The following is a 16,041-nucleotide window of genomic DNA, read 5'->3' on the forward strand; positions in this document are numbered from 1 at the left end:
TCCATGAACAACGTTATCCTCGACGTCGACACAGGCGTGGACGACGCCTTGGCCCTGATGCTGGCGCTTGCGGCTCCTCAGCTCAATGTCTTGGCCGTGACGTGCGTTGGCGGCAATGTGGGTCTCCCCCAGGTAGTGGAGAACACGCTGCATGTGCTCCAACTTAGCGGCGGCGGCAACATCCCGGTGGCCGCCGGCATGCACAGACCACTCTTGGAAGCGCCCCAGGATGCCAGCTACGTCCACGGCCACAACGGACTTGCCGATATCGAGCTGCCGCCACACGGTCTGCAGCCGGTGCGTGAGCACGCCGTCGAGCTGATGCGATCCACACTTCTCGGCAGCGAATCCCCTGTCACCTTGATCGCGCTGGCGCCTATGACAAACATCGCCGTCCTGTTGCGCATGTATCCGGACGTCATTAACCGGATCGAACGAATCGTCTTCATGGGCGGCGCGATCGGAGCCGGCAACGCCACTGCCGCGGCCGAGTTCAATACCTGGCACGATCCCGAGGCCGCAGCGATAGTGATCGGTTCCGGGATCCCTATGACCATGTATGGGCTCGAACCGTTCTATGAAGTGACGTGCGACCCGCGAACCATCGACGAGCTCCGCGCTTCCGGCAGGAAGCACATGGCTTTCGCTGGACAGCTGTTGGCCCACCTGGCCACTGTGACTGAAGACGAGTCCAGGATCGCTGATGCGGGCCACGCGGCGATCGGCGATGCCGGTGCCGTTTGCGCTGCCATCGATCCCGAAGGCCTCCGCCTCCGTCGGGCACCAGTGGAGGTGAGCCTTCAAGGTCCAGCCACACGAGGGCAGACTGTGGTCGATCTGCGCACTGGTTTGGGTGCGGGCGGCGAAGTGAACGCCGGCGCGGGCGGAGGCATCGACGTCGTCCTCGGGGCCGACGTCGAACGCTACCGCCGTTTGTTCCTTGACTCGCTGGCGCTTCTGCCGTGAGTGYGCCAAGTCAGGGGCGGCGGCGCCCTAGCGTGCCACAATAAGGTCGATGCCCAAGACACCAAACGCCCCGCCTTCCGCGAACATCCTGGATGTGGCCCGCGCCGCCGGCGTATCCCGCACCACGGTTTCCCGTGCGATGAACGAGCCCGCTAGCCTCTCCAGCGAGACTCTTGCGCGTGTGCGCGACGCCGCCGCGGCTCTGAACTACGTTCCACGGACTGCGGCACGAAGCCTCCGCAGTGGCAAGACCAACACGGTCGCCCTGTTGGTCGGGGACATTTCCCAGCCCTTCCATGGTCGACTGGCCAAAGCCGTAACGCACGCAGCAGAGGACCGGAACATGAGTGTGCTGCTATGCGATCTGGACCATAGTGAGGACCGTCTTGTGGGGTTCCTTGACCGGCTTCCGTTGCAGGGCACTGACGGCATCATCATCGCCACCGCCGACGACCTCACCGCTCCGGCGGTGCGTAATGCCATGAGCCGGGCATCGGAGGGTGGAACCCCGGTGGTCATCACCACGGCGGAGCCTGTGATCCCGAACGTGATCTCTCTCGCTGCGGACTACGCACGGATAGCCTACGAAGCCACTACGAGCCTACTCGCCGATGGTCGGCACGACATCATCTTGGTGGGCGGCCTGCAAAGCACCTATATCGGCCGTGAACTCATGACCGGTTACACCCGCGCGCTCAAGGAATCCGGTGCGCGAGGCGAGGAAGTGGCGTCCCGGGTTTTCAAGAGCTTGTATTCCTACGAGGGTGCCCTGGATATCGTTTCCGGCTACCTTGCCGGACGAGAGCCGCTGGACGGGGTCGTCGTGGCGACAGTGCCGATGGGCCTTGGGGTCGTCCGGGCCATCGAAGACGCCGGACTTTCCATCCCCGGTGACGTAGCAGTGATTGCCTGCGAGGACGTCCCGCTTGCCAGCCAGACGCGTCCTGCCTTGAGCACCATGGGTGTGGACGCACAAGTGAGCGGTTACGAACTCATGGAGGTCCTCTACGGCGCAATCACCGGCACCGAAACCAAGCCGTCAGCCCTCCCCATCCTGACCACGGTCCGGGATACATCCCGCTAAGATCGTGCGCTTAGCGAGTGCTCCCCGCCAGCAGGCCACGGCGAAGCAGGAGGCGGCGCTCAATCGGCGCGAACACCAACAGTTCGATCAGGATGCCCACGAACAGGATGGCCAGGATCGCGGACATGACCGTGGCCATGTCGGACAGGGTGCGGCCCTGGTCCAGGAGCGAACCGAGCCCGAAGCCAATGGTTCCGCCCACCGCGATGATTTCGGCGGCCATGAGCGAACGCCACGAGAAAGCCCAGCCCTGCTTGAGCCCGCCGAGGTAGCCGGGAAGAGCCGCCGGCAGGACAATCTGCAAGGCCATCTGGATCCGGGATGCTCCGAGGACTTTGCCCACGCTGCGGTATTGCGGCGGAATCTGGTCGACGCCGGAAATCAGACCGTTGATGATGGAGGGGATGGCGCCCATCAGGACGACGAAATACACAGTCCCGTCCGAGAGTCCGAACCAGATAATGGCTGCGGGAACCCAAGCCACGGACGGCAGTACCTGGAGTCCGGAGATGAGTGGGCCAAAGGCGCGGCGCAGCGGTTGCACCTGTGCGAGGAGCAGGCCCAGCGGAGTGGCCACGGCAACGCTAATGAGGAACCCGATGACGCCGCGCTGAAGCGAGGTCCAGACGGCTTCCTGGGCTTTGCCTTCGGCCCAAAGAGCACCGAACTGGCCCAAGACATCGAGCGGGCCGGGAACCTGGTCTCGGCGTTTGAAGCCCAGCGAGACATAGAACTGCCACGCCAGGATGAGCACCAGGAGCGCCGCGATCGGGAGGATGATCCGGGTCCAGTCGATGCGCGCCTTGCGGTGTGCGTCCGACTGCAGCTTGTCCAAGCCGGCCTCGAGGTCCCGGAGTTCGTCCGGGTTTCCCTTCAGGGACGGCGAGGTGATGTGGCGGGACTGCGGGGCTGCTTCTGTTGCGGCCTCAGCGGCGTTCTCCGCAGTCTCTCCCGCGACGAGTCGCGTTTCTTGTTCAATTGGCATGGCGGCGGATCTCCTCGCGCAGGCGGCGGGTAATGGTTCCGGTCAGTTCCCCGGCACGGCCGGCGTCGGTCCGATGTTCCTCGGTGACGTTCCATTCGGCCACAACCCGTCCCGGACGGGAGGACAGCAGGAGTACCCGCTGCCCGAGCCGGACGGCTTCGCGCACGTTGTGGGTCACGAACACGATGGTGCGGCCCGTCTCCTTCCAGATCCGCTCCAGCTCGTCGTGGAGAAGGTCGCGGGTGATGGCATCGAGCGCGGCAAACGGTTCGTCCATGAGCAGCAGTTGCCGGTCCTGGGCCAAAGCGCGGGCCAGTGCGACGCGCTGCCGCATGCCGCCGGAGAGCTCGTGCGGGCGCTTGTCCCCCGCACCACCCAAGTGGACGAGGTCCAACAGTTCGCCTGCACGGGCAGCACGCGACGCTTTGCTGGTGCGGCCGGACTTGTCGGCGAGTTTCAGCGCGAGTTCGATGTTGCCCCGGGCCGTGAGCCACGGAAACAACGCAGAGTCCTGGAACATGAAGGCGGCGCCGTCGCTGGGCACCTCCAGAGCGCCCGACGTCGGCTGGTCCAGTCCCGCAAGGATGTTCAGCAGGGTGGATTTACCGCAGCCGGACGCGCCGAGCAGGGCGACGAACTCGCCTTGCTCGATGGTGGCGTTGACGTCGTCCAGCACCGGGGCGCCGTCGCCGAAGCGTTTACCCAGGTGTTCCAGTACGACTGGCATGGTCCCGTCCTTCGTTTGTTGCTTCGTTGTTGAATGTGCACCCAACTAGCTGGCAGTTGTTGTCGTTATGAGCCTTCAGAACGACAACAACTGCCAGTCAGTTCAGTCTTGGCCCAGTCCGGCGGCCGACGTCTTCTGTCCGGTGACGCTGTTGAGCGCGCGGAGGTCGAAGATCCCGTTGATGTCGGCCGGTTTGGTGATGCCGGCGTCAACCCCGTCCTGGAGAAGTTTCTTGTAGGTTCCGGCGAGCGGATCCACGGTGAAGGTGATGTTCTTCAGCGAGCGGTCGATGACGTCGGCCGGGAGCGTGCTGCCTGCGGTCGCCTTCAGTGCGGCGTTGATGGCGTTTGCCTTGTCCGCGGCCGAGGCGGTGTTGAGCCACTTGACGGAGGCCTCGTGGCCCTGGAGCAGGGCTGTCACCGTGTCGGGGTGCTCGGCGGCGAACTTCTTGCTGACGATCAGGATGGTGGTGGGGAACTGGCCCTTCTCCCACAGGTCCTTCTCGTCCACCAAGACCTTGCCGCCAGCCTGGAGCACCAACCGTGAGGCCCACGGCTCAGGCAGCCACGCGCCGTCGAGCTTTCCGTCTTGGAAGAGCTTGAGGGTCTGGGCGTTTTCCGTCGGGTTGATGGCGACGTCGCCTCCGCCGTTCGGGTTGGTCTTCAGGCCCTGCTTGGCAAGCCAGGCGCGCAGCGCCACGTCCTGGGTGCCGCCGAGCTGCGGTGTGGCGAGGGTCTTGCCCTTGAGGTCCGCGGCGGAGTTGATGCCGGGCTTGACCACCAGCTGGGCGCCGCCGGAGGCTGCGCCGGCGATGATGCTGATGGATGCGCCCTTGCTCTGGACGAAGGAGTTGATGGCCGGGTTGGGGCCCAGGTACGCGGCGTCGATCGCCCCGGCGTTCAGGGCCTCGATCGCGGCCGGTCCGGCGTTGAAGATCTGGGTGGTGAGCTTGGTGCTGCCCAGCTTGCCGGCGATGATGCCCTTGCTGACGCCCACCAGCGCGGGGGCGTGGGTGACGTTGCCGAAGTAGCCGAGGCGGAGTTCTGCGGCGGGCGTCGTTGCCGCCGCGGCCTGGGTTTCGTTGTTCTTCGCGACCACCGATGCGACGGCGGCACCGGCACCGATCAGCAGGACGAGTCCGACGGCGATGCCGATCTCGAGAGTGCGGCGGCGCTTGGGCTTGTTGGTCTCGCCGGCGACGATGCGCGTGGTTCCCGGGTTCGAGGCGGGCGGCGTGGGTTCTGGGGTGTTTGACATAGGGGAATCCTTGGGATGCGTTGCGGAAGGGGCTGGGCGTCTATCAGGCCCTGCGACATCGCCCCGAGAGGGCAGGCAAGGACGAATCCGATGAGGTCATGGATTCACCATAAGGACTGTCATATTTGCCGTTCAATGACCCGGAAACCCGGGGTCACGCACGTTCACGCGGCGTCACAATTGGGGCGTCTCCAGCACAAAAAACCGCAGCTTGTTTCCCATCCCGGACCTTGAAGGCGGGGTTTGGGAAACAAGCTGCGGTTCCAGTTACCAAGAAAGTCAGATGACGTAACGTTCGTCCTCGTGGTCGCCCGGGTGGTCCTTCACCAGGCCGGCGGCCAGGGTGTTGCCGTCCACGGGGTCGATCACCAGGAACGCGCCCGTGCGGCGGTGGTGCAGGTAGTTCTCCAACGGCAAGGGCGCGGCCAGCCTGAGCTGGGCGTTGCCGATGTCGTTCAGCTCGAGGCTGGAGGCGGCCTCCACGTTGAACGTGGCCAGGTCCAGCTTGCCCGTCACATTGCGGACGAGCGCCTGGACGGTTCGGGTCCCGTGCTTCACGAGCACCTTGGCACCTTCACGCAACGGCTTGGGCGAAAGCCAGCACAGCGCCGCGTACAGATCGGCCGAGCTCTCGCGCACGGTCCCCGCGGCGGCAATGGTGTCACCGCGGGCGATGTCGATTTCGTCGGCCAAGCGGATCGCCACGGACTGCGGAGCGGTCGCCTCGGCCAACTCGCTGCCGGCGAAGTCGATCCCCGTCACGGTGGTGATCCGGGGCTCGTGGCCAGGGCTCAGGACAGTGACCTTGTCGCCAAGCTTCACGGTCCCCTCCGTGATCTGGCCGGCGTAGGCACGGTAGTCGCGGTACGCTCCGACGTCGAGCCCGGCGGCGACGGCGTCGGGAGCCAGCGCGCCCTGCGGACGGATGACCAGCTGGACCGGGAAGCGGAAGCTCTCCAGGTGGCTTTCGAGCTCGTCGGCGGCCGGGAGGGTTTCCAGCACCTCGAGCAGGGCCGGGCCGCTGTACCAAGGGGTACGGTCCGAGCGGTCCACGACGTTGTCGCCGTCGAGCGCCGATACCGGGATGACCGCGACGTCGGCAATGCCATCGCTGCCCAAGCCAAGCTCGCGGGCAACCTTCTGCACGTCCGTCTCGATCTCGCGGAAGACCGACTCGCTGAAGTCCACGAGGTCGATCTTGTTCACAGCGACGATCACGTGCGCCACGCGGAGCAACTGCAGCACCGACAGGTGGCGGCGGGTCTGCTCCAGGACTCCCTTGCGGGCGTCAATGAGTACGACGACGGCGTCCGCAGTGGACGCGCCCGTCACCGTGTTCTTGGTGTACTGCACGTGACCGGGGCAGTCCGCCAGGATGAAGCTGCGGCGGTCGGTGGCGAAGTAGCGGTAGGCAACGTCGATGGTGATGCCCTGTTCCCGCTCGGCACGAAGGCCGTCGGTCAGGAGGGCGAGGTCGATCGCCTGGCTGCCGGTTGCACCGGCTCCGCCGAAGCCACGGTCCGCCGAAGTGCGGGCGACGGCGTCGAGCTGGTCGGCAAGGATCGCCTTGGAATCGTGCAGCAGGCGGCCCACCAGGGTGGACTTGCCGTCGTCGACGGATCCAGCCGTGGCGAAGCGGAACAACGTGGATTCGCGCAGCCCGGTCTCCAGGAGTGAAGTCTCAGTGCTCATTAGAAGTAGCCGTCCTTCTTGCGGTCTTCCATGGCTGCCTCGGAGATGCGGTCATCTGCACGGGTGGCGCCACGTTCGGTGAGTGTGGATGCGGCAACTTCGACGACGACGTCGGCAACGGTGCGGGCGTCGGAAAGGACGGCGCCGGTGCAGGACATGTCGCCTACGGTGCGGTAACGCACGAGTTTCGTCAACACTTCCTCGTGTGGTTTCGGCATGGAAACCTCACCGACTGCGCGCCACATGCCATCGCGTTCGTAGACCTCGCGCTCGTGGGCGTAGTACAAGCCGGGCAGCTCAATGCCTTCGCGCTCGATGTAGCGCCACACGTCCAGCTCGGTCCAGTTGCTAATGGGGAACGCGCGGACGTGCTGGCCCACGGTGTGGCGGCCGTTGTAGAGGTTCCACAATTCGGGGCGCTGGTTGCGGGGATCCCACTGGCCGAACTCGTCGCGCAGGCTCAGGATGCGTTCCTTGGCACGGGCCTTGTCCTCGTCGCGACGGCCGCCGCCGAAGACGGCATCGAACTTGTTGCGCTGGATGGCATCCAGGAGCGGCACGGTCTGCAGCGGGTTGCGGGTGCCGTCGGCACGCTCGGCAAGTTCGCCACGGTCGATGAACTCCTGCACGGAGCCGACCACGAGCTTCAAACCCAGGCGCTCCACCGTGCGGTCACGGAAGTCGATGACCTCGGGGAAATTGTGGCCGGTGTCCACGTGCAGCACGGGGAAGGGAACCTTGCCAGGCCAGAACGCCTTGGTGGCAAGGTGCAGCATGACCACGGAGTCCTTGCCGCCGGAGAACAGCAGAGCGGGCTTCTCGAACTCGGCAACAACCTCGCGGATGATGTGAATGGCTTCGGACTCGAGGGTGTCGAGGGAGGAAAGGCGCTCCGCCGCCACGCGCTGGGCGGCAACCGGCGTCTCAGCAAGGTCCTTTTCCAGCACTGACAGCTCCGTGTCCTCGTTGGTGATTTGGGTACTCATACGTGTAGTCCGCATTCTGTCTTGTCGGTTCCAGCCCAGCGGCCGGAACGGGGGTCCGCTCCCGGGGCCACTTTCCTGGTGCACGGCTGGCATCCAATGGACGGGTAGCCCTGGCTCAGGAGGGGGTTGACGGGAAGGATGTTGTCTTCGGAGTACTGGACCAACTGGTCAAAGCTCCAGTCCGCCATCGGGTTGACCTTGACCAGACCGTTGGTCTCATCCCACGTGATCAGCGGCGTGTTGGTCCGGGTAGGGGCTTCGTCGCGACGAACGCCGGTGAACCACACTTCGTAGCCGGCGAGGGTCCGGCGCAGCGGCTGGACCTTGCGGAGCGCGCAGCACTGGGCCGCGTCCCGGGCGAACAGGTCCTTGCCGAGAAGGCGGTCCTGCTGTTCCACGGTGTTTTCCGGGAGCACGTCCACAATATTCACACGCAGGTTCGCGGCGACCTCATCCCGGGTAGCGTGGGTTTCCGGGAAGTGGTAGCCGGTCTCCAGGAAGAGAACGTCGACGCCGGGAAACTGGTCCGCCACGAGGGCGGGCAACACGGCATCGGCCATCGAGCAGGCCACAGCGACGGCGGGCAGTTCAAAGTTGCGGGCCACCCAGGCGATGACGTCGCGGGCCGGCGCGTTCCAACCGAGCTCAGCCGCGCCGGCTTCGGCGAGGGCCTTCAGTTCATCGTGGGAGCGAAGGTTGACGGTGGATGTCACTGGAGATCTCCTTCATCAGCGGAGTGTGCCCATTCAGCGAAGGTCTGGCCCTCGGCGCGGTCGGCCACGAACTTCCGGACCACCCGCTCCACGTAATCGGGCAGGTCCTCGACGTAAACCTTGAGGCCACGCACGGTGCGTCCGAGGCCTGCTTCTTCGCGGTTGGAAGAAGCCAGTCCGCCGCCCAAGTGGACCTGGAAGCCGGGGGTGGGATCGCCGTCGGGCGTTGGCAGCATCATGCCCTTGAGCCCGATGTCCGCAGTCTGGATGCGGGCGCAGGAGTTCGGGCAACCGTTGATGTGGAGGGACAGTGCCTGGGGCAGCTGGCCGCTGTCCGCGAGGTCCGCAAGGCGGCGTTCCAGCTCAGCAACGGCAGTAGCTGCGGTGACCTTGGTTTCCACAATGGCCAGCTTGCAGAACTCGATGCCGGTGCAGGCGATGGTGCCGCGGCGGAACACGGACGGGCGGGCGGAGAGGCCCAGGGTATCCAATTCGGCGACGAGAGGCTCCACCTGCTCTTTGGCAACGTCCAGCACAACAATCTTCTGGTGCGGGGTGGTGCGCAGGCGCTGCGAGCCGTGGGCTTCCAGGGTGTCCGCCAGCTTCACGAGCTGGCTACCGGACAAGCGACCGGCCAGCGGCGTGGCGCCGATGAAGAACTTGCCGTCCTTCTGCTCGTGGATGCCAACGTGGTCGCCCGGAGTTGAAGGCTTGGGGGCAGCGGGGCCGTCGGAAAGCTTGAAGCCGAGGTATTCGTCTTCCAGAATCTGGCGGAACTTCTCCGGCCCCCAGTCGGCCAGGAGGAACTTCAGGCGGGCCTTGGTGCGCATGCGGCGGTAGCCGTAGTCGCGGAAGATGCTGGTGACGCCGAGCCACACTTCGGCGGCTTCCTCAGGCTTCACGAACGCGCCGAGTCTCTTGGCCAGCATGGGGTTCGTGGACAGCGCGCCGCCCACCCAGAGGTCATAGCCGACGCCGAGTTCGGGGTGGACCATGCCCACCAACCCGAAGTCGTTGATCTCGTGGACAACGTCCTGCGAGGGGTGGCCGGTGATGGCGGTCTTGTATTTGCGCGGCAGGTTGGCAAGCTCGGGGTCGCCGATGAAGCGCTCCGCGAGTTCGTTGATCAGCGGCGTCGGATCGATGATCTCGTCCTTGGCGATGCCGGCAACCGGGGAGCCCAGGATGACACGCGGGACGTCGCCGCAAGCCTCGGTGGTCGATAGGCCAACGGATTCGAGGCGGCGCCAGATCTCCGGCACGTCCTCCACACGGATCCAGTGCAGCTGGATGTTCTGGCGGTCGGTCAGGTCGGCGCTGCCGCGGGCGAAGTCCACGGAGATCTGGCCGATGACGCGCAGCTGCTCGGTGGTGAGCGCACCGCCGTCGATCCTCACGCGGAGCATGAAGTACTTGTCCTCGAGCTCGTGCGGCTCAAGCGTGGCGGTCTTGCCGCCGTCGATCCCGGGCTTGCGCTGGGTGTAGAGGCCCCACCAGCGGAAACGGCCATGCAAGTCCGTGCCGTCGATCGAGTCGAAGCCGTGCTTGGAGTAGACAGACTCGATACGCTCACGGACGTTGAGCCCGTTGTCTTCCTGCTTCCAGGTTTCGTTGGCGTTGAGCGGCGCGGTGCCGTCGACTTTCCACTGGCCGTGGGGTTTCGCGGCAGGACGGGCGGTGCGGGCCGGGCGCTTGGGTGCAGCCTCGTCCGCAGACGCTCCGGCTAGAGCTGTATCAGTCATGCATCGACTGTAGGGCTGGCCGGAGAGGCGTAACAAAGGGTCCGGAAACGAAGAGTCACCTAGGGAAACATTTCGTCACGAACCGCCGAGGGGCCTTGTCCACCTGGCCGCGCCGTGCATTCCGAAGTACAGCTCAGGAGCGCGCGGCAACAACCGCGTCGTAGCGTTCCAGGGCGATTTCCGCGAGGACCGGAGAGGGCAGCAGCGGTGCCGTCACCACGTCGGCCCCGGCCTTGGACAGCTGGTCGTGGAAGTAGCCCGTGGCGAGCAGGTACGAGGACACAATGACCCGGCCGCCGTCTTCGGTGACTTCGGCGCGCAGGGCGGCGACACCGTCGGGCACGTTCGGTTCGGCACTGGCGCCATAGGCGACGCGCACCTTGTTCGGCAGCAGCTCGGCGAGCTGGCGCGCCTGCTCTTCCGAATCGACGGAACCGTCCGGCAGCGACGAGCCCGCGGCAGCCAGCAGGACGCCGTCGTCGTCGCCCAGGCCTGAGTCGCGCAGCCGTGCGGCGAGCAGCTCAGCGAGCCGCGGATCCGGCCCCAACGGCGGCGCCGCGGACACCTCCGGACGGGACTTGATCGCCTTGGGGATGTCCACCTTGACGTGGTAGCCGGTGCTGAGCAGCAAGGGAACGACGACGGCGGGCGCACCTTCCGGGAGGCCCGTCACCACGCCGGACAACTCGGGCTCCTGGACGTCCACGTAGGCCTCAACAACGGTCAGCCCAGGCCGGAGGGCCTCGATTTCGGCGATGACCTGGCGGATGGCGGCCTGCCCTTCGACGTTCCGGGTTCCGTGGGCGCACGCGATCAAGACGGGGCTGTTCATGGGTGCAAGCGTAACGTTGGGCACGCACGATCTCCCGACTGTGAACGAAGAATGGAGCCGCATTTGTTCACTTTTGACCTCGCGCTGGTGTGGCTTGACCTGGCCGGCGTCTTCTTTTTCGCGGTGTCCGGATCATTGCTGGCGGCGAAGAAGCAGTTCGACATCATCGGCTCGCTTCTCTTGGCCTCGCTCGTGGCCCTGGGCGGCGGTGTTATCCGCGACATCATCATCAACGCCGGGCCGCCCGCGGCGTTCACTAGCCCGGTCTATCTGCTGCCGCCGCTGTTAGCCGCGATGCTGGTGTACTTCCTGTTCTCGAGCATCCAACGCTTTACTTCCCTCTTGACCCTGTTCGACGCCGGCGGCCTGGCCTTGTTTTGCATCACGGGGACACTCAAGGCGCTTGCTGCTGGGATGAATCCGGTGGCTGCAATCCTGTTGGGCGTCACCACGGCCGTGGGCGGTGGCCTGCTTCGAGACATCACGGCCAACGAAATCCCTACCCTCTTCAACGCCCGGGATCTTTACGCCCTGCCGGCCTTCACTGGCGCAGCATTGACGGCGTTGCTCTGGAATATGGGAGCCTTCAACGGGCTGACGGCCGCCTTGATTGCCGTCTTGGTTTTCGGGTTCCGGGTGGTGGCTTGGCGCCGCGGTTGGCGGGTGCCCTTGGCGGTCCGCGGATGGCATCGCGCTGGGGTCTCATCGGGCGCCGATTCACGTGTCCGTGATTAGCTAGGATGGGAGCATGACTGACATGTTCCTCGAGAAGTTCCGCGCGCTTGTACCGAAGTATCTCGAGGACGAATGGCAGGAAGAAGACGGCCTGACGGCCTCTGAACTGGATGAGGCCCTGTCCGCACACTCGTTCACCATTCCCATGGTCTTGCGTGAGTTCTATCTCGCGATCGGTGGCTGCGAAGACCTCATGGAGGCCTACCACTACTTCTGGGACCCCGAGGAACTCGAAGTGGACGACGAAGGCTTCCTCATGTTCCTGGAAGACGAGGAAGAACAGTTCACCTGGGGCTTCCGTGTGGGCGACCTCGGCGTTCCGGATCCGATCGTCTGGCGCCGCAATAACGCCCGCGGCCAGTGGAAGTCCGAAGAAGGCACGTTCTCCGAGTTCGTGTTCGACATGTTCGACTGGGCTTTCAGCGACGAAGACTAGGGTTGCTTCACGGGGCCGGAGCTTTCTCCCCACCTTTGGGCCAAGTTGGGCCCCCGAGCCCATCGTTTCCGGGGCTGGTCCTCGCCGGGTCCGCCAAAACCGGGGAGTTTCAGCGGCCTCGTTGGCGAAGGACTCGGAGAACCTCGGCTAAGACGGCTTCTCGGTGATACACGATCTGCGAATAGTCGTATCTGAGAACCAGGTAGCCGTTCACAGTGCCCGCGTTGTTGCGGCGTCTGTCCTTCTTGACCTGCCGAGGCTGTAGGTGGCTCTCCCCGTCCACCTCCACGATCAGCCTGCCGTCCCGCAAGAAATCCACAATGCCTATTCCGGGCAATTCGACCTGCGTCTCGGTACGGATGCCGGCTTGCCGAAAAAGAATCCGCGCCAGGACCTCGATCGGAGAATCTGCCGAACCGTCGACCAGTGTGAGCGCCTTTCTGGCCACCCCGTTCCGGTTGCCGGGCAGCCTCTCACGGAGGTAATCAAGATTGGTCCTGCCTTGGAGGAGGGCACTCTCCACCATGATGGCCGCCTCAATTTCAGGCAAGCAGCGGAGGGAATGGACCAGCGTGTCAGTCAGGCTGGCCACTGGACGGAGGTGCTGAGTCTCCACAACGGATTCGCGGTGGATCACAAAACCCTTGGCGTTGCCGTGCCTGCACAGCAAATGGAGGGTCTGAGTTTCGTGCAGCACCCAGACGCCATTGTGCCGGGCCCCGGAGACGCACGTAAGCAACCCGTTGGCGCTGAGGGCAGCGACGATATCCTCTTGCGCCACCGGCAAGGCCAGAACACCGTGGCGTCGCCGCACGATTTCGCCGCCAGCAACGGCAGCGCGGATGGCACGGTCCGAGAAGCCGGCCTGTTTGACAGTGGCAGTTTTCGCGGCGGAGCCAGCGTAGTTCAGGAAGCCAACGAGGTCCATAAGTCAACTCCAGCAGCACGGCGATGACGTTGAAATGCCGTGGTTTCGTTATGTGGACAACCGTCAGCTGCCCAAACTCCCCTGTTTTGACTGAGACAACCGGATTCTGACCCCGAGAATCCAGCCCTCTTGGATCAAGGCTGCGCCAAAGGTGGGGATTTCAGGACGGAACGCGATGGCCAACCCAAAACCCGGAAAATCTCTTGACCGATAAAGTTGCACCCATGACAAACCTGTCATATGCTGTAACCGGATTCACTAAATGCCTCCGGTGAGTCTGATGCGAACGGAGATTATGGTCCCGGTTCGTTGCAGCGCGTGACTCGTAGCGTTGCAAGGAACCGGGGCCATTGCATTTAAGTGCGTCCCCGCCCAACTGGCTACGGCGGTGGGCCCACGCCGCCACCCTGAGCCCAACTGACTCGCAGTTGTTGTCGTTATGAAGGGTCAAAACGACAACAACTGCGAGTCAGTTGGGACTGCGGGTCGCGAATCTAGCTGGCGCGCTCCACCACGGCGTGGGCAAAGTTCGTGAGCGATTCCTTGACCACGCCTTCGGGCAGCGGTTTCAAGGCCTCGATGGCTTCCGCGGACCACTGACGCGCGATGACCCACGATTCGGCGGTGACGGGATGCTCACGCAGCCCGGCGACGGCCAGCGCCAGCGCCTCATCGGAGGACAAGTCGCCGTCTACCAGCTTCAAGAGTTCGACGGCGGAGTGGTCGCCATTGTCGGCGGCCTTGCGGAGCAGCAAAACGGGCAGGGTCGGCACGCCTTCGCGGAGGTCAGTCCCCGGGGATTTGCCCGACTTGACCTTGACGCCGGTGACGTCAATGACATCGTCGGCTAGTTGGAAGGCCACGCCCACCTTCTCGCCGTATTCCACCAGCACGTCCTCGAAAGCCTCGTCCGCACCCGCGAAGATGGCACCGAGTTGTCCGGAAGCAGCAACCAGGGATCCGGTCTTGTCGGCGATGACGGAGAGGTAGTGCTCCACGGCGTCCTCGCCTTCACGCGGGCCTACGGTTTCGTGCAATTGGCCGAGGCACAGGCGCTCGAAGGTGCGTGCCTGGATTCCCAGTGCACGCGAGCCGAGCTCGGAGACCAGGATCGAGGCCCGGGCGAAGATCAGGTCGCCGGTGAGGATTGCCACCGAGTTGCCCCAGACTTCATGGGCCGTGGGGGCGCCGCGGCGGAAGGGAGCGGAGTCCATCACGTCGTCGTGATAGAGCGTCGCGAGGTGCGTCAGTTCAACCACGACGGCGGCCTGGACCACTTCCGGGCGGGAGGCGTCGCCGAGGTGGGCACACAGGAGAGTCAACAGCGGGCGGATCCGCTTGCCGCCGGCTTCCACCAGGTGACGCGACGTTGCGTCAGCCAGGGGATCCGAGTTGGCGATTGCTTCGCGGAGCTTCTTTTCCACGCGGGCAAGGTTGGTGGTGATGGCAGGTCCCAGCTCCACGTCCTTGGCGATCGCCGCAAAACCGGCAGGAAGCTGCAGGCCCGTGGCGATCGCGGTGGTGGTGGGAGCGGGTTCGACAGTGTCCGGCAGGCCGTGCCCGGCGTGCGTCCAACTGTGTTCGGCAGAGTGAGTCACGGGTTAACCCTAACTTTTCGCGGTGGAAAGCGTTGATTCGGTGCCGGCGCGGGTAGATGCGGCGGTTGACGTGGTGTTGGAGGTGGCCGGGACCAGCATCTCGAGAACGCGGATGACGCGATCCTCGAAACCCTTGGCGGAGGCATCCGTGAGGTTGGCGAGGACTCTCACCACAAAGCGCATCAGCACCGGAATGGGCATGCCGGTTCGCAGTGCGAGTTTCATGACGGCGGGCTTGCCAATGAGGGCCGCAAAGATGCGTCCCAGGGTGAAGTGTGAACCCCATTGGTCCCGCACGTAGTCCGCGTAGCGAGAAAGGTGCGCGTCGGCGTCGTCGTGCGTCCATCCCGCGGAACGGGAGCGCGAGGACGCGTCAATGATGAACTCGGCCGCAAAGCGGGCGGACTCCATGGCGTAGGAGATGCCCTCGCCGTTGAACGGGGAAACCATGCCGCCCGCGTCGCCCAGGAGCATGAGCCCCGGCGAGTAGTGCGGGGTGCGGTTGAAGCCCATAGGCAGGGCGGCGCCGCGGATCTCCCCCACCTGGTTTTCGGGCGTGTAGCCCCATTCGGAGGGCATTCCGGCGGTCCACTCGCGCAGGACTTGTTTGTAGTCGAGCTTGCCGAATTCCTTGGAGGAGTTCAGGATTCCGAGGCCAACGTTGGACGTGCCATCCCCGACGCCGAACGCCCAACCGTAGCCGGGCAGCGGTTTGCCGGATTTGCCGGGCAGCTCAAGCCAGCCTTCCATCCAGTCGTCGTCGTGGCGGGGCGAGGTGAAGTAGGTGCGGACGGCGACACCGAGCGGGCGGTCGTCGCGCTTGTGCATACCGAGCGAAACGGCCGTGCGGGTTGAGTTTCCGTCTGCGGCGAGGACGACGTCGGCATGGAAGTCGCGCGTTTCGCCCGTCTTTCGTCCGGACTCGTCGAGGAGTGCGGCCCGTGCGCCGATGACCCGCCCGGCGTCGTCGCGCAGGGCTTCGGTAACACTGTGGCGTTCAAGCACGACGGCGCCTGCCGCCTGCGCGTGCCGGGCCAGCTCTTCGTCGAATCCGAGGCGTGTGCGGATGAGCCCGTACGTGGGAAAATCGGCGACTTCGGGCCAGGGCAGCTCAATGGTGCGGCCGCCGGCGATGAGGCGGAGCCCCTTGTTGCGGCGCCAGCCCTCGGCTTCGGCGTGCCGGAGGCCGAGTTTCTGGATTTCGCGGACCGCCCGCGGAGTGAGGCCGTCGCCGCAGACCTTTTCGCGAGGGAAGCTGGTCTTTTCCAGCACCGTGACGGCAATGCCAGCCTGGGCAAGGTAGTACGCGGCGGTGGACCCGGCTGGTCCTGCGCCGACAATGAGTACGTTCACAGCGTCC

15 protein-coding genes are annotated in these 16,041 nt (G+C 64.9%); 4 read left to right on the forward strand and 11 right to left on the reverse strand.

Going from position 1 to position 16,041, the window contains the following annotated elements; genetic code table 11:
* Positions 1-3: 3 nt before the first annotated feature.
* Both AC1DLO_RS04875 and AC1DLO_RS04880 read left to right on the forward strand, forming a co-directional pair.
* Complete coding sequence (locus AC1DLO_RS04875; RefSeq protein ID WP_476889448.1) at positions 4-966, forward strand: nucleoside hydrolase; 963 nt, start codon at positions 4-6, stop codon at positions 964-966.
* A 49-nt stretch (positions 967-1,015) separates the two neighbouring features.
* Positions 1,016-2,050 (forward strand): LacI family DNA-binding transcriptional regulator, encoded by a 1,035-nt coding sequence (locus AC1DLO_RS04880; RefSeq protein WP_476889449.1) that lies wholly within the window; start codon positions 1,016-1,018, stop codon positions 2,048-2,050.
* Between the two features lie 10 nt (positions 2,051-2,060).
* Here the strand turns inward: AC1DLO_RS04880 and AC1DLO_RS04885 are convergent, their stop codons facing one another.
* From AC1DLO_RS04885 to AC1DLO_RS04920, 8 genes are all read right to left on the reverse strand, one after another.
* Positions 2,061-3,035 (reverse strand): ABC transporter permease, encoded by a 975-nt coding sequence (locus AC1DLO_RS04885; protein WP_184738460.1) that lies wholly within the window; start codon positions 3,033-3,035, stop codon positions 2,061-2,063.
* The gene (locus AC1DLO_RS04890) at positions 3,025-3,762 is read right to left on the reverse strand and encodes an ABC transporter ATP-binding protein (RefSeq protein WP_184738462.1); all 738 of its coding nucleotides are present in this window, start codon (positions 3,760-3,762) and stop codon (positions 3,025-3,027) included. Before AC1DLO_RS04890 ends, AC1DLO_RS04885 begins: the two co-directional genes overlap by 11 nt.
* A 102-nt stretch (positions 3,763-3,864) precedes the next feature.
* Complete coding sequence (locus AC1DLO_RS04895) at positions 3,865-5,019, reverse strand: ABC transporter substrate-binding protein (protein WP_476889450.1); 1,155 nt, start codon at positions 5,017-5,019, stop codon at positions 3,865-3,867.
* A 279-nt stretch (positions 5,020-5,298) separates the two neighbouring features.
* A complete protein-coding gene (locus AC1DLO_RS04900; RefSeq protein ID WP_345448728.1) occupies positions 5,299-6,711 on the reverse strand; it encodes a sulfate adenylyltransferase subunit 1 in 1,413 nt (470 codons plus the stop codon).
* Positions 6,711-7,697 (reverse strand): sulfate adenylyltransferase subunit CysD, encoded by a 987-nt coding sequence (cysD, locus tag AC1DLO_RS04905; RefSeq protein WP_476889451.1) that lies wholly within the window; start codon positions 7,695-7,697, stop codon positions 6,711-6,713. Before cysD ends, AC1DLO_RS04900 begins: the two co-directional genes overlap by 1 nt.
* The gene (locus tag AC1DLO_RS04910) at positions 7,694-8,410 is read right to left on the reverse strand and encodes a phosphoadenylyl-sulfate reductase (RefSeq protein WP_476889452.1); all 717 of its coding nucleotides are present in this window, start codon (positions 8,408-8,410) and stop codon (positions 7,694-7,696) included. Before AC1DLO_RS04910 ends, cysD begins: the two co-directional genes overlap by 4 nt.
* On the reverse strand, positions 8,407-10,152 hold the full coding sequence (locus AC1DLO_RS04915; protein ID WP_476889453.1) for a nitrite/sulfite reductase: 1,746 nt from the start codon (positions 10,150-10,152) through the stop codon (positions 8,407-8,409). Before AC1DLO_RS04915 ends, AC1DLO_RS04910 begins: the two co-directional genes overlap by 4 nt.
* Before the next feature lie 133 nt (positions 10,153-10,285).
* Positions 10,286-10,984 carry a sirohydrochlorin chelatase gene (locus tag AC1DLO_RS04920; RefSeq protein ID WP_476889454.1) on the reverse strand — a complete coding sequence of 233 codons (699 nt, stop codon included), beginning with the start codon at positions 10,982-10,984 and terminating at the stop codon, positions 10,286-10,288.
* Positions 10,985-11,047: 63 nt separating this feature from the next.
* Between AC1DLO_RS04920 and AC1DLO_RS04925 the strand changes: the two genes are divergently transcribed.
* Both AC1DLO_RS04925 and AC1DLO_RS04930 read left to right on the forward strand, forming a co-directional pair.
* On the forward strand, positions 11,048-11,719 hold the full coding sequence (locus AC1DLO_RS04925; RefSeq protein WP_476889455.1) for a trimeric intracellular cation channel family protein: 672 nt from the start codon (positions 11,048-11,050) through the stop codon (positions 11,717-11,719).
* Between the two features lie 13 nt (positions 11,720-11,732).
* Entirely contained in the window at positions 11,733-12,155 is a 423-nt protein-coding gene (locus AC1DLO_RS04930) for a hypothetical protein (protein ID WP_184738478.1), read from the forward strand.
* 109 nt (positions 12,156-12,264) lie between these two features.
* Here the strand turns inward: AC1DLO_RS04930 and AC1DLO_RS04935 are convergent, their stop codons facing one another.
* The 3 genes from AC1DLO_RS04935 to AC1DLO_RS04945 form a co-directional block, all read right to left on the reverse strand.
* Positions 12,265-13,083 (reverse strand): endonuclease domain-containing protein, encoded by an 819-nt coding sequence (locus tag AC1DLO_RS04935; protein WP_476889456.1) that lies wholly within the window; start codon positions 13,081-13,083, stop codon positions 12,265-12,267.
* A 494-nt stretch (positions 13,084-13,577) separates the two neighbouring features.
* Complete coding sequence (locus AC1DLO_RS04940) at positions 13,578-14,681, reverse strand: polyprenyl synthetase family protein (protein ID WP_184738480.1); 1,104 nt, start codon at positions 14,679-14,681, stop codon at positions 13,578-13,580.
* 9 nt (positions 14,682-14,690) lie between these two features.
* Positions 14,691-16,034, reverse strand: a complete 1,344-nt coding sequence (locus tag AC1DLO_RS04945) for a geranylgeranyl reductase family protein (protein ID WP_476889457.1) — start codon at positions 16,032-16,034, stop codon at positions 14,691-14,693.
* Positions 16,035-16,041: the final 7 nt, after the last annotated feature.

This window comes from Arthrobacter sp. 01T419, from assembly GCF_056398865.1.

Bases quoted from the DNA above. Each gene is read 5' to 3' on its own strand.
- AC1DLO_RS04885 (WP_184738460.1), bottom strand. From the start codon at position 3,035: ATGCCAATTGAACAAGAAACGCGACTCGTCGCGGGAGAGACTGCGGAG.
- AC1DLO_RS04935 (WP_476889456.1), bottom strand. From the start codon at position 13,083: ATGGACCTCGTTGGCTTCCTGAACTACGCTGGCTCCGCCGCGAAAACT.
- AC1DLO_RS04890 (WP_184738462.1), bottom strand. From the start codon at position 3,762: ATGCCAGTCGTACTGGAACACCTGGGTAAACGCTTCGGCGACGGCGCC.
- AC1DLO_RS04895 (WP_476889450.1), bottom strand. From the start codon at position 5,019: ATGTCAAACACCCCAGAACCCACGCCGCCCGCCTCGAACCCGGGAACC.
- AC1DLO_RS04880 (WP_476889449.1), top strand. From the start codon at position 1,016: ATGCCCAAGACACCAAACGCCCCGCCTTCCGCGAACATCCTGGATGTG.
- AC1DLO_RS04900 (WP_345448728.1), bottom strand. From the start codon at position 6,711: ATGAGCACTGAGACTTCACTCCTGGAGACCGGGCTGCGCGAATCCACG.
- AC1DLO_RS04915 (WP_476889453.1), bottom strand. From the start codon at position 10,152: ATGACTGATACAGCTCTAGCCGGAGCGTCTGCGGACGAGGCTGCACCC.
- AC1DLO_RS04930 (WP_184738478.1), top strand. From the start codon at position 11,733: ATGACTGACATGTTCCTCGAGAAGTTCCGCGCGCTTGTACCGAAGTAT.
- AC1DLO_RS04875 (WP_476889448.1), top strand. From the start codon at position 4: ATGAACAACGTTATCCTCGACGTCGACACAGGCGTGGACGACGCCTTG.
- AC1DLO_RS04920 (WP_476889454.1), bottom strand. From the start codon at position 10,984: ATGAACAGCCCCGTCTTGATCGCGTGCGCCCACGGAACCCGGAACGTC.
- cysD (WP_476889451.1), bottom strand. From the start codon at position 7,697: ATGAGTACCCAAATCACCAACGAGGACACGGAGCTGTCAGTGCTGGAA.